This is a genomic window from Erythrobacter sp. QSSC1-22B (assembly GCF_001678665.1).
Classification (GTDB): Bacteria; Pseudomonadota; Alphaproteobacteria; order Sphingomonadales; family Sphingomonadaceae; genus Qipengyuania.
Genome location: NZ_LZRP01000006.1, coordinates 131,949 through 144,345 on the forward strand (window position 1 = coordinate 131,949; position 12,397 = coordinate 144,345).

11 protein-coding genes are annotated in these 12,397 nt (G+C 66.1%); 6 read left to right on the plus strand and 5 right to left on the minus strand.

What is annotated here, in order from left to right; translation table 11 throughout:
• Positions 1–5: 5 nt before the first annotated feature.
• Together astD and A9995_RS11215 are read right to left on the minus strand one after the other, a co-directional pair.
• Positions 6–1,418: a succinylglutamate-semialdehyde dehydrogenase gene (astD, locus tag A9995_RS11210; protein ID WP_067613016.1), complete on the minus strand. Its 1,413-nt coding sequence runs from the start codon at positions 1,416–1,418 to the stop codon at positions 6–8.
• Between the two features lie 126 nt (positions 1,419–1,544).
• Entirely contained in the window at positions 1,545–2,951 is a 1,407-nt protein-coding gene (locus A9995_RS11215; RefSeq protein WP_067613018.1) for a protein adenylyltransferase SelO family protein, read from the minus strand.
• A gap of 90 nt (positions 2,952–3,041) precedes the next feature.
• Between A9995_RS11215 and A9995_RS11220 the strand changes: the two genes are divergently transcribed.
• The 5 genes from A9995_RS11220 (at position 3,042) to A9995_RS11240 (ending at position 8,850) form a co-directional block, all read left to right on the plus strand.
• Entirely contained in the window at positions 3,042–3,926 is an 885-nt protein-coding gene (locus A9995_RS11220; protein WP_067613020.1) for an alpha/beta fold hydrolase, read from the plus strand.
• Complete coding sequence (locus tag A9995_RS11225; RefSeq protein WP_067613022.1) at positions 3,923–5,083, plus strand: glycosyltransferase family 4 protein; 1,161 nt, start codon at positions 3,923–3,925, stop codon at positions 5,081–5,083. The genes A9995_RS11220 and A9995_RS11225 overlap by 4 nt, the downstream gene beginning before the upstream one ends.
• A 156-nt stretch (positions 5,084–5,239) precedes the next feature.
• On the plus strand, positions 5,240–6,058 hold the full coding sequence (locus tag A9995_RS11230) for a tetratricopeptide repeat protein (protein ID WP_067613024.1): 819 nt from the start codon (positions 5,240–5,242) through the stop codon (positions 6,056–6,058).
• A 34-nt stretch (positions 6,059–6,092) separates the two neighbouring features.
• Positions 6,093–7,430 carry a PQQ-binding-like beta-propeller repeat protein gene (locus A9995_RS11235; RefSeq protein ID WP_082992687.1) on the plus strand — a complete coding sequence of 446 codons (1,338 nt, stop codon included), beginning with the start codon at positions 6,093–6,095 and terminating at the stop codon, positions 7,428–7,430.
• A gap of 55 nt (positions 7,431–7,485) precedes the next feature.
• On the plus strand, positions 7,486–8,850 hold the full coding sequence (locus A9995_RS11240) for an isoprenylcysteine carboxylmethyltransferase family protein (protein WP_067613028.1): 1,365 nt from the start codon (positions 7,486–7,488) through the stop codon (positions 8,848–8,850).
• On the opposite strand, the gene A9995_RS11245 is transcribed toward A9995_RS11240, so the two are convergent.
• The 3 genes from A9995_RS11245 to A9995_RS11255 are packed head-to-tail and all read right to left on the minus strand — an operon-like array spanning position 8,851 to position 11,363.
• The gene (locus A9995_RS11245) at positions 8,851–9,153 is read right to left on the minus strand and encodes a putative quinol monooxygenase (protein ID WP_067613030.1); all 303 of its coding nucleotides are present in this window, start codon (positions 9,151–9,153) and stop codon (positions 8,851–8,853) included.
• A gap of 18 nt (positions 9,154–9,171) precedes the next feature.
• Entirely contained in the window at positions 9,172–10,542 is a 1,371-nt protein-coding gene (locus A9995_RS11250) for a glutamate--cysteine ligase (protein WP_067613032.1), read from the minus strand.
• Positions 10,543–10,583: 41 nt separating this feature from the next.
• On the minus strand, positions 10,584–11,363 hold the full coding sequence (locus A9995_RS11255) for a 16S rRNA (uracil(1498)-N(3))-methyltransferase (RefSeq protein ID WP_067613034.1): 780 nt from the start codon (positions 11,361–11,363) through the stop codon (positions 10,584–10,586).
• A gap of 129 nt (positions 11,364–11,492) precedes the next feature.
• Between A9995_RS11255 and ubiA the strand changes: the two genes are divergently transcribed.
• The gene (gene ubiA / locus A9995_RS11260; RefSeq protein WP_067613036.1) at positions 11,493–12,395 is read left to right on the plus strand and encodes a 4-hydroxybenzoate octaprenyltransferase; all 903 of its coding nucleotides are present in this window, start codon (positions 11,493–11,495) and stop codon (positions 12,393–12,395) included.
• Positions 12,396–12,397 lie beyond the last annotated feature (2 nt).

The following is a 12,397-nucleotide window of genomic DNA, read 5'->3' on the forward strand; positions in this document are numbered from 1 at the left end:
CGGGTTCATTCCTTGAGCCCGACCCCGAGGCTGGCGCGAGGCTGCTGCATTTCGGTGCTGGTAACCGGGTAGGCGCAATAATCCGCGGCATAGAAGGCTGCCGGGCGATGATTGCCCGACAGGCCGACCCCGCCGAAGGGCGCGGCCGATGATGCGCCATTGGTCGGCCGGTTCCAGTTGATGATGCCGGCGCGGATCTCGTTCCAGAACATCTCGAAATCCTGCGGCGTTCCGCCGATCAGCGATGCGGAAAGGCCGTAGCGGGTCATGTTGGCCTCGGTGATCGCCTCGTTGAGATCGGGAACGCGGACCACCTGCAACAGCGGACCGAACAGTTCGATATCGGGCCGTTCGTGCATATCGGTGACATCGAGGATTCCGGGGGTGAGGAATGGCTTGTCCTCGTCGGGCCGCTTCATATGCAGGATCGGCCTGGCGCCGCGGCTCATCAGCGCGACGAAGCTCTCGGTGAGCAGATCGGCGGTCTGGTTGTCGATCACCGGCCCCATGAAGGGCTGCGGGTCGGCGAAGGGTTCGCCGACGATCAGCCGCTCGGCCAGCGCCTTCACGCGCGGGACGATCTCGTCATACATCGAATCGGTCACGATCAGCCGCCGCGCGGCGGTGCAGCGCTGGCCTGCGGTGGTGAAGGCGGACTGGATGATGGTGACCGCGGCATCGTCGAATTTGGGGGTGTCGGTAACGACGATGGCGTTGTTGCCCCCCATTTCGAGCGCAACGATCTTGCCAGGCTCGGTGGCAAGCTTGCGATTGATCGCAACGCCGGCGCGCGCCGAGCCGGTGAACAGCACTCCGTCGACCAGCCAGTGGGCGACCAGCTCCTTGCCCTCTTCGGGCCCGCCGATCAGCAATTGCACAACTTCCTCTGGGAATCCGGCCGCATGGAAGCATTTTACGAGGAATTCGCCGACCGCAGGCGTCTTCTCGCTCGGCTTGAAGATGATGCAATTGCCGGCGATCAGCGCGGGGACGATATGGCCGTTGGGCAGGTGCGCGGGGAAATTATACGGGCCCAGCACCGCCATCACGCCATGCGGCTTGTGGCGCACCGCTGCGGTGCCCTGCAGCGCGCTGTTGAGCTTCTTCTGGCCGGTGCGCTCGGCATAGGCGGTGATCGAGATTTCCACCTTGCCGATGACGGCCTCGACCTCGGTCCGCGCTTCCCACAGCGGTTTGCCGGTTTCGCGCGCGATGAGCTCGGCGAAGGGCTCGGCTTGCTTGCGCACTTCGTTGGCGAAGCGGCGGACCAGTTCGATCCGCTGGCCGAGCGACTGGTGGGCCCAATCGCGCAAGGTTTCGCGCGCCCGTTCGACGCAGGCATCGACATTGCCGATATCGCCGCGCCACAATTCTTCGCCCGTCGCGGGCTGGTAGGAAATGATCTGCCTGTCGGACACTGTGCTCGAACCCTCGTGATGTCGTATTTCTACAATCGCTCTACCGTTATAACTCCAACGCGCCAGAAGCGTTAGTGGGCCACGGCCCCGCTAGCCAAGAGGTTGTGAGTCGAAATCGCGCGAGCGTCAATTCGCGGGATGGCCCGCGGGCACCGGTGGAGCGCCATGAGCTTCGCCCATCCGCCGGATCGCCGCGATCTTGTCCTCCAGCGGTCGCCAGTCGTCCTGCTGCTCGATCGCGGACCACAGCGCCTCGACTTCGTCGATCAGCATGCTCTGAGGTGCGGAATCGTTCCAGTAGGAATGCTGACCGGTATCGCCGGACGTATAGGACGCCAATGCCGCCTTGAGTGGCCCTTGGGCCGCGCGGCCACCGCGATGGCGATGGAAGAAGGCGTCGGGCGCCTCGCCGCTTTCGACGAGAATTTTTTCGCAGGCGGATACCAGCTTTGCATCCTCTTCGGCGCCCCGGCTCGCCACGCCCAGCCGCCAGCACCAGCGCCGTCCGACCGCAGCCATGTACAGCTCACCGAAGCGCTCGAGCGCGGCGATCAGGGGAGGGGCGTCGACGAGGAGCCGCAACGCCACCGCCATTTGTCCACAGTTCCAGTGCAGGGCCTCGGGCTGTCGTCCGAAGGCATAGAGCCCCGAGTGGTCGAAATAGGCGGCGGTGAAACCCGGATCCCAGCGCGGCAGGAACCGCCACGGCCCGTAGTCGAAGCTCTCGCCAGAGACGTTCATATTGTCGGTGTTGAGCACCCCGTGGACGAATCCCGCGACCATCCAGCCGGCGGCGAGATCCGCCATTCGCTCGACCACCTGATGCATCAGCCGCACCGCGGGCTCATCGCGTCCCGGCGCGTCGGCGGGTGGGGGCGGACCGGGAAACTGTGCCATACAATATTCGACCAGCGCAGCCATGCTGTCCTTATCTTCGAGCGCGAGCAGTCGCTGGAAGGTGCCGATGCGGATATGCCCGTGATTCAACCGGACCATCACCGCCGAGCGCGTGGGGGAAGGTTCGTCATGGCGCTGCAGTTCCTCACCGGTCTCGATCACCGACAAGGTGCGCGAGGTGTGGACGCCCAACGCCTCGAGCATTTCGGTGGCGAGTATCTCGCGCACCGCCCCCTTGAGCGTCAGCCGCCCGTCGCCTGCCCGGCTCCACGGCGTCTGGCCGGAACCCTTGGTCCCCAGATCCATCAGCCGACCCGAGACATTGCGCAGCTGGGCGAAAAGAAATCCGCGCCCGTCGCCGATTTCGGGATTGTACACGCGGAACTGGTGGCCGTGGTAGCGCAGGGCGAGCGGTTGCGGGAGATTGTCGGGAAGCGGAGCGAAGCGTCCGAAATGCTGGAGCCACCCGGCCTCGTCCAGACTGTCCAGCCCGATCTCGCGCGCGGCCCGATCGTTGCGGAACCGCAGCACGGTTTCCGGGAAATCGGCAGGCGCGACCGGATCGCCCAGCCATTCGGCCAACGCGGCAATCGGCGTCTCGGCGCGATAGCTCGCGGCTTGCGGTTCTTCGCGCATGCAGCAATAGTGGGGACCAAGGCGACCCGGCACAAGGCCAGGCGCCGCAACTCACGGCTCACGCAGCGAAATGGACGACACTCCCTCCCCATGGACAAGCCCTATTCCGAGAAGAGCTGGCAGAGCCCCGACGGCCTGACGCTGCATTTCCGCGACTACCCGAGCCAGATGCCCGGAACCCAAGATCGCCCGCCGGTGCTGTGCCTGCACGGCCTGACCCGCAACGGCCGCGATTTCGAACATCTGGCGCTGCACCTTTCGGCGCAAGGCTGGCGGGTCCTGACCCCCGACATGCGCGGGCGCGGCAACAGCGATTACGCCACCGACAGCGCGACCTATACGGTGCCGACCTATGTCGCCGATGTGCTCGCGCTGCTCGAGCAGGAAGGCATCGCGCGCTTTGTGTCGATCGGCACCTCGATGGGCGGGCTGATGACGATGATGCTGGCCACGTTTGCGCCTGAGCGCATCGCCGGAGTGGCGCTCAACGATATCGGTCCGGTGATCGAGAGCGAGGGGCTCGACAAGATCAAGACCTATATCGGCCAGGGGCGCAGCTTCCCCACCTGGATGCACGCCGCCCGCGCGCTTGAAGACGTACACGGCGCCTCGCACCCGACTTTCGACACCGAGGACTGGCTGGCGATGGCCAAGCGCGGGATGACTTTGTGCAGCAACGGCCGGATCGCCTTCGATTACGACATGAAGATCGCCGACCCGATCCTCGATGCCGACAGCGATGCCGCGGCGGTTCCGCCCGATCTGTGGCCCGCCTACGAAGCGCTGGCGGGGCGGCCGGTGCTGCTGCTGCGCGGCGGTGATTCGACATTGTTCTCGACCGACACTTTTGCCGAGATGAAACGCCGAATTCCACGAGCGACGACACTGGTCGTCCCCGACACCGGCCACGCCCCGACGCTCGACGAGCCCGAGGCCCGCGCGGCGATCGACGCGCTGCTGGCCGAGATCGCATGAGTGCCAGGCCGGCGGCGGCAAAGCCGCATGTCCTCCATCTGCATTCGACCTTCGCGCCGGGTGGTAAGGAGCGGCGCACGGTCCAGCTGATCAACGGCTTCGGGCAAGCTCTTCGCCACACCATCGTCTCCGCCGAACCCGAGGAAACCGGGGCCGCCGCGCTGATCGACCGGGGCATCGCGATGACGCTGCAACCCGAGTTTCCCTCGCTCAAGGGCCTTCCCATGCCGGGGCGGCTCAACCGGCTGGCGCGTGCAATGCGCGGCTACGATCTGGTGCTGACCTACAATTGGGGCGCGATGGATGCGGTGATGGCGCATACGCTGTTTTCCGAAGCCTATGAGCTGCCGCCGCTGATCCACCACGAGGATGGGTTCGACGAGGAAGAGCTGCTCAAGCGCAAGCGTCGGCGCACATGGTATCGCCGGATCGCGCTGGGCCGGGCGGCGGGGCTGGTGGTGCCCTCGGAATTGCTCGAGGAGATCGCGCTGGTCGAATGGCAGCAGCCGCTCGGACGGGTGAAGCGCATTTCCAATGGCATCGACACCAAGGCTTTCGCCAAAAAACCGCGCAACGATGCGATCCGCCGTTTGCTCAAGCGACCGGGCGAGAACTGGGTCGGCACGCTGGCAGGGCTGCGCAAGGTCAAGAACCTGCCGCGGCTGGTTCGCGCTTTCGCGCCCTTGCCGGAAAACTGGCATCTGGTGATTTGCGGCGAGGGGCCCGAGCGCGCCGCGATCGAGGCGGAGGCGGATCGGCTGGGGATCAACCATCGCGTCCACCTGCCCGGGGCGGTTGCCGATCCCGCGAAGGTCATCGGCCTGTTCGACATCTTCGCGCTGTCGAGCGACAGCGAGCAGTTTCCTCTTTCGGTGATCGAGGCAATGGCCGCCGGACGCCCGGTGGTCGCGCCCGAGGTCGGAGACATCGCCGAAATGGTATCGGACGCCAATCGCAACTATCTCGCCGCCCATCTCGTCGACGAGGCTCTCGAGGCCGAGTTGGTGACGCTTTCGATCGACAAGCGGCTGCGCGAGGAGATTGGCGCTGCCAACCGGGCGAAGGCGCGCGCCGAATTCGACGAAGCGAACATGCTGGCCAGCTACCGCCGCCTGTATTCGAGCGCGATGCGGTCGGCAGGCAAGGATGGGTTCTGATCCGCCCAGCGGTGCGAATTGCGCCCGAGTGGTTTCAGCCGAGGTTAACGCCAACGGGGACAGGAGCGCCGGAGTGGGGCGAAACCATTGCCCTAAGTGGGCGCGCGTCCTAAGGACGCCGCCGAACGATTGACTTGAACGGGAACTCAGCCGCTCGTGGCCCTACCTCCAAAAACAACCGCCGAAACCCATCAGGAAAAGCTTCAGCGCCGCAAGGACGCCGAAGAAACCGCGCTTATGCGCGAGGTCGACGATGCGGTCCGTCAGGGCGATCTGGCGAATTTCGGCGAGCGCTACGGCAAGCCGCTGGCCGCGCTGGTGGTGCTGCTGATCGCCGCGCTGGCTGCTTTTCTGCTGTGGTGGCAACCGAGCCAGCGCGCAGCGGCCGAAGCGCGCTCCGAAACGCTGGTTTCCGCGCTCGACAATGTCGAGGCGGGCAATCTCCAGACGGCTTACGATGCGCTCGAGGAACTCGCGGGTGACGGCAGCGACGCCGCGGCGGCCAATGCCCGTATGCTGCGTGGCGGGATTGCCGCCGAGCAGGGCCGGACCGATGATGCGGTCGCGATTTTCGACGAACTGGCCAATGACACCGCTGCACCCGAGGCATTGCGCAATCTGGCGCTGATCCGCAAGATCGCTACCGGGTTCGACACGATGGACAAGGCTGCGGTTGTGGCTGCGCTGCAGCCGCTTGCGGTGCCCGGGCAGCCATTTTTCGGCAGCGCGGGCGAATTGGTCGCGATGGCCTATCTCGAACAGAACAAGCGAAGCGAAGCGGGTGCATTGTTCGCCGAGATCGCCAAATCCGAGGATGCGCCCGAAAGCCTGCGTTCGCGCTCGCGCCAGATGGCCGGTGTGCTCGGGGTCGATGCGATCGAGGATGTCGATGCGCTGCTCGAAGCGCAGGGCTTGGGACAGGAACCTGCTGTGGAGGGCCAGCTAGGCACGCCTCCGGCTCAGCCCGCACCATGATTCAGAAAGCGAAATTCACCCGATGATCCACAGCATGACCAAAGCCACGATCCGCGCCGGCGTTGCCGCGATGCTCGTCACCGGGCTGTCCGCCTGCAGCGGCGGGCTGTTCGGCGGCTCGGACCCGAAGACCACTCCGACGCTGGGCGATCGCACGCCGATCCTGTCGCGGATCGAGTCCGGGGCCGAAGTCGACCCCGCGCTCGCCGGTGTCTCGGTGGTGCTGCCTCCGGCTCAGGTCAACAGCGAATGGGCGCAGGGTGGCGGCACCGCGAGCAAGAACCAGGGCCATGTCGCGCTGGCCGCGCAACCGAGCCCGGCCTGGACCGCCACCGTTGCCGGTTCGAGCAACCGCCGCCGGCTTGGTGCCGCGCCTGTGGTCGGGGGAGGCCGGCTCTATGTCGTCGACACCTCGGGCAATGTCTCGGCCTTCGACACCCAGACCGGCACTGTGGTCTGGCGGCGCGATTCGGCGCTGGCCAACGATCTGGCCGATGTTGCCTTTGGCGGCGGGGTGAGCTTCGCCGACGGTCGGCTGTACGGGACCAATGGCGCGGGCGAAGTCCTCGCGATGGATGCCGCCACCGGTAACGAGCTGTGGAAGGTGCGGCCTGCGGGGCCGCTGCGCGGGTCGCCCACGCTGGCCTTCGGTTCGGTCTTCGTGATGACACAGGACAATCAGATCTTTGCGCTCAACGCGCAGACCGGCGAGCTCAGGTGGCAGGAATCGGCCTCCGCGACGCAGGCCGGCGTCTTCGGCGTCGCGGCTCCGGCCGCAGGGCAGGGCACGGTCATCGCGGGCTACAGCTCGGGCGAGCTGGTCGCCTATCGCTACGAGAACGGGCGCACGCTGTGGGCCGACGCTCTGGCGCGGACCAGCATCTCGACCTCGGTCGGTTCGCTGACCGATATCGACGCCGATCCGATCATCGACAATGGCCGCGTCTATGCGCTGGGCCAAGGCGGCCGGATGGCGGCCTACGAGCTGGTCACCGGGCAGCGTATCTGGGAACTCAACCTCGCCGGAATTTCGACCCCCGCAATTTCCGGCGAGTGGATATTCACACTCACCGACGATGCCCGCCTGCTCGCCATCGCCCGCTCCACCGGCAAAGTGCGCTGGCTCACCCAGCTGCCCGAATTTCGCGACATCGAAGACCGCAAAGGCCCGATCTACTGGCAGGGACCGGTGCTCGCCGGGGGCAATCTTTGGACGGTCAATTCCGAAGGCCAGATCTACCGGATCGGCGCGGGCGAGGGTTCGGCGACGCTGTTCCACGAGCTGAAACAACCCGTCACGCTGCCGCCGGTCGTTGCCAACAACACGCTCTTTGTGATCGACGACAGCGGCCGGATCACTGCTTTCCGCTGAGACGCGCGCGATTTTTGCGTCGCGTTAACCACTCTCTCGCTATGAAAAGCGCGAGATGACCGCGCTTGCGACACCAGAGGTTCCGGCGACGCGTCCGGTCAGCGATGTTTCGCCCATAGTGGGCGTGCTCGGCGTTATCAGCCTGCTTGGCTGGTTCGCTTTCTGTCGCCACTGGCCCGAAATCAGCAGCGCTTTCGATCTGCCCGGTCCGCGCGAGCGGATGGATGGCCCATTCGCGGTTCTGACCGGTCTGGTGGTGGCCTGCCTGCCGATGGTGGCCTGGTCGCTGGTGGTGGACAAGGTTCACCGGCGCCCGTCCACCGGGATCGACTGGTCGCTTGCCCGGACGCGGAAACCGGACCTTGCGCGCTGTGTCACCAAAATTGCCGGGCTGTGGACCACCTGGGCGATCATCGCTGGGCTTTATTGCGTCTCGCGCTGGTACTGGTCCGGCAGCTATGAATTCGCGATGTCGGTGCTGGCCGTCAGCATCATTCCGCTGGCATTGCTCTCTATCCCCTATGTGGTGTGGCTCGACCGGGTTCTGGTGGAACCGCGCGACCATGCCTGGCATTTCGGCGCGCTGCTGAGCGGCCGGGGCGAATGGGAGCTAGAGGAGGTCAAGAAGCACGGGCGCGCCTGGCTGATCAAGGGCTTCTTCGCCGCCTTCATGATCTCGATCCTGCCGGGCGGTTTCGTGAGCATCGTCAACACCGATCTGAGCGGCATCCTCGACGATCCGGTGCGGCTGGGTGTCGCCCTGCTCCAGCTGATGTTCGTGATCGACGTTCAGATCGGCACGATCGGCTATATCGTCACCATGCGCCCGCTCGATGCGCATATCCGCAGCGGCAATCCCTTTCTGGCAGGCTGGCTGGCGGCGCTGATCTGTTATCCGCCCTTCGTCTGGGGGATCATCGGCAACGGGCTGGTGCTCAATTACGAGAGCAATACCCGCGACTGGGCCTATTGGTTCGCCGGGAGCGAGGTGCTGTTGTGGGTGTGGGCGGCGTGGCTCGTCTTCCTCACTGCGATCTACGCCTGGGCGACCTTCGCTTTCGGCCTGCGCTTTTCGAACCTGACCTATCGCGGGGTAATTACCCACGGTCCCTACCGCTTCACCCGGCACCCGGCCTATGTTTCCAAGAACCTGTTCTGGTGGTGTTCGGTGATGCCTTTCCTGGTCACCACGGGGTCGCCGGTCGATGCGATCCGCAACGTCTTCTGCCTGCTGTGCGTCAACGCGATCTATTACTGGCGCGCGCGCACCGAGGAAGCGCATCTGCTGGGTGAAGACCAGAAATACCGCGAATACCATGCCTGGATGGGCGCCCACGGGCTGATCACGGCCCCGCTGACGAGGTTGACCCGGGCGATCATTGCGCTCCGGCCCGCCGCCAGGCCGCAACCGGCGGAGTAATCAGGCCAGCGGCAGGCCTTCGTCGGTCTCGAAGATGCGCAGGTCGCGCTCCACCGCCGGATTGGCGGCCATGGCGCGCTTGAACGCGTCCATATGCGGCGAAGCCGAATGCGCGTCGAGCGCAGCGCGGTCGCGCCAGCGCTCGACCAGATAGAGCACATCGGGATCGGTCAGATCCTGCGCGAACCCATATTCGAGGCAACCGTCCTCGGCGCGCGAGGCGCGGACCATGGCGACGATCGCTTCGCGCCCCCTGGAAAGCGTGTCGGGGGCCAGTTTGAGGGTACCGTTGATCTGGATCATCACGCCGTCCTTGCTTCGTCAGAAACTCTGTTTGTAGACCTGGCTCACATCGCCGTTCCACGACCCGTGATAGAGATCGAGCAGCCGCTGCGCCGGGACCTTCCCGCTCTCCACGATCTCGTCGAGCGTCTCGAGAAAACCGGTTTCGTTATCGCCCGAGGTGTTGAGTCGCGCACGCGCCGAAAGCCCGCTGCGCGCGATCGCGAGGACTTCCTTGGCGAGATCCTGCAACCGCCCGCCGCCGGGCAGCGCCGCGTCGAGCGCCTGTTTCGGCACCGCGTTGCGCAGGGTCTCGCGCTCTTCCATGCTCCAGTCCTTGACCAGATCCCATGCAGCATCGAGCGCAGATTGGTCGTAGAGCAGCCCGACCCAGAACGCGGGCAGCGCGCAGATCCGGTTCCACGGTCCGCCGTCGGCGCCGCGCATTTCGAGGAAGCTCTTGAGCCGCACTTCGGGGAAGGCGGTCGAAAGATGGTCCCACCAGTCGGCCTCGCGCGGCAGTTCGCCGGGCAGGGCAGGCAGTTCGCCCTTGAGGAAGTCGCGAAAGCTCATCCCCGCAGCGTCGATGTATTTGCCGTCGCGGAACACGAAATACATCGGCACGTCGAGCATGTAGTCGACCCAGCGCTCGTAGCCGAAACCCTCCTCGAAGACGAAGGGCAGCATTCCGGTGCGCTGCGGGTCGGTGTCGGACCAGATATGGCTGCGGTAGGAGAGATAGCCGTTGGGCTTGCCCTCGGTGAAGGGCGAATTCGCGAACAGCGCGGTGGCGAGCGGCTGGAGCGCGAGCCCGGTGCGGAATTTCTTCACCATGTCGGCTTCGGAGGAATAGTCGAGATTGACCTGGATGGTGCAGGTGCGCAGCATCATGTCGAGCCCCATCGTGCCCACCCGCGGCATGTGCCGCGCCATGATGTCGTAGCGGCCCTTGGGCATCATCGGCAGTTCGGCGCGGGTCTTGTCGGGCCACATTCCGAGGCCAAGGAAGCTCACGTCGCAGCGATCGCCGATGGCCTTGACCTGTTCGAGGTGACGACCGGTCTCGGCGCAGGTTTCGTGAAGGTTTTCGAGCGGTGCGCCCGAGAGCTCGAGCTGGCCGGCGGGTTCGAGACTGACTGCGCCGTCCACGCCGCGCATGGCGATGACCTTGCCACCCTCCTCGACCGGCTCCCAGCCGAATTCCTGCATGCTCAGCAGGATATCGCGGATGCCACCGGGTTCGTCATAGGATGGCGCGCGGTGGTCCGAACGGTGGAAGACGAGCTTCTCGTGCTCGGTGCCGATCCGCCAGTCGGCCTTGGGCTTTTCGCCATTGGCGAGCGGCGCGATCAGCTGGTCGCGGCTTTCGATGATGGGATCGGCGTCTTCGGATGCCTTGCGCGTACTCATGAGTCGCGCGTTAGGCAGTCCCCCTGCGCCGCGCCAGCCCTTTATTGGCCCCGGTCCGGATGAGTATCCCTATCAGTCCAGTCGCCGGCAAGCGCCATCCACACCGCCAGCGCGGCGAGCGCGGCGGTCTCGGCGCGCAAGATGCGCGGGCCCAGCGAGACGGGGACGGCCTGCGGCAGCGCCCGGATCGCGGCGCGCTCCTGGTCGTCGAAGCCGCCTTCTGGGCCGATCAGGAACCCGGCGCAGGCCGATGGGGTGCTGCCGATTGCTTCGGCCAGCCGCATCCCGCCGTTCTCGTCGGCGAAATAGAGCGCGCGGGTCTCGGGCCAGTCGGCCAGCAGCGCCGCGAGCTTCACCGGTTCGGCCAGCTCGGGCAGCGCGGTGCGCGCGCATTGCTCGGACGCTTCGGTGACGATGGCGCGCGCACGTTCGGGGTTGAGCTTGTCGGCGACGCAGCGGCGAGTCACCACCGGGGCGATCCGCGCGACCCCCAGCTCGGTTGCTTTTTCCAGCACCAGATCGAAGCGGTCCTTCTTGATCAGCGCCGGGCACAGCCAAATATCGGGCACCATCTCGCGTTCCCGCAGCAGTTCGACCGCTTCGAGCGCGACGCTGCGCTTGCCCGCCTCGACCACGCGCGCGGCCCATTCGCCGGTCGCATCGTCGCAGAGTACCACCGGATCGCCCGCGCCAACTCGCATCACCCGCGAGAGGTAATGCGCCTGCGGTCCCTCGATCGTGACCTGCGCGCCGGGGTGGAGCGTATCGGCGACGAACAGGCGCGGTGCACTCTTGGGGGGCCAGGCGGGGGTTGCGGGCATATGGTTTCCTCTATCGCCATTCGTCATTCGCCGCGAAAGCCGGAATCCTGCCGGTTTTCAACCATCGCGGCAAAGAAAGCGCGGCCCCCGCCTTCGCGGAGGCGGCGCAATTGGCTACGGGATTGCACTATGAGCGAAACGATAGTTCCCGACAGCGAACACCGCGGGCTGATCGCGCGGCTGCCGCAAGGCCCGCGCGATCTGGCGCAACTGGCGCGGTTCGACCGGCCGATCGGCTGGTGGCTGTTGTTCTGGCCCTGCGCCTGGGGAGTGTGGCTGGCGGGCGCGGGCTGGCAACTGGTGCTGCTCGCCTGGCTGCTGCTGGGCGCGATCGCGATGCGCGGGGCGGGCTGCGTCTACAACGACATCGTCGACGCCGATCTCGACCGGCAGGTCGCGCGCACCGCCGCGCGCCCGGTGGCGAGCGGGCGGGTGTCCAGGAAGCTTGCCTGGGTCTGGCTGCTGGCACTGTGTGCGGTCGGCCTCGCGGTGCTGCTGCAATTGCGCGGGCTGGCACAGGGCGTGGCGCTGGCGAGCCTTGCGATGGTCGCCGCCTATCCCTTTATGAAACGGATCACTTGGTGGCCGCAGGCCTGGCTGGGGCTGGTGTTCAGCTGGGGCCTGCTGGTCGGCTGGACCCAATTGCGCGCCGACAATTGGGACGCGCTGGCGGCGTTCTATGGCGGCGCGGTGCTGTGGGTGGTGGGCTACGACACGATCTACGCGCTGCAGGACCGCGAGGACGATGCGCTGGTCGGCATCCGCTCGAGCGCGCTGCGGCTGGGTGCGCGCGTCAAGCCGGGGGTGGCGCTGTTCTATGCCGGGGCGCTGGCGCTGTGGGCCTTTGGCTTCTGGCTGCTGCGCGGGGACTGGCTGGCGTTGCTGGCGCTGCTGCCCGCGGCGGGACATCTGGGCTGGCAGGTGGCGACGCTCGATCCGCAGGACCCTGCCAACCCGCTCGAGCGCTTCCGTTCCAACCGCTGGGCCGGGGCGCTGGTGGCAGCGGCGTGTTTCGTCGTCGGCAATGCCTGAAG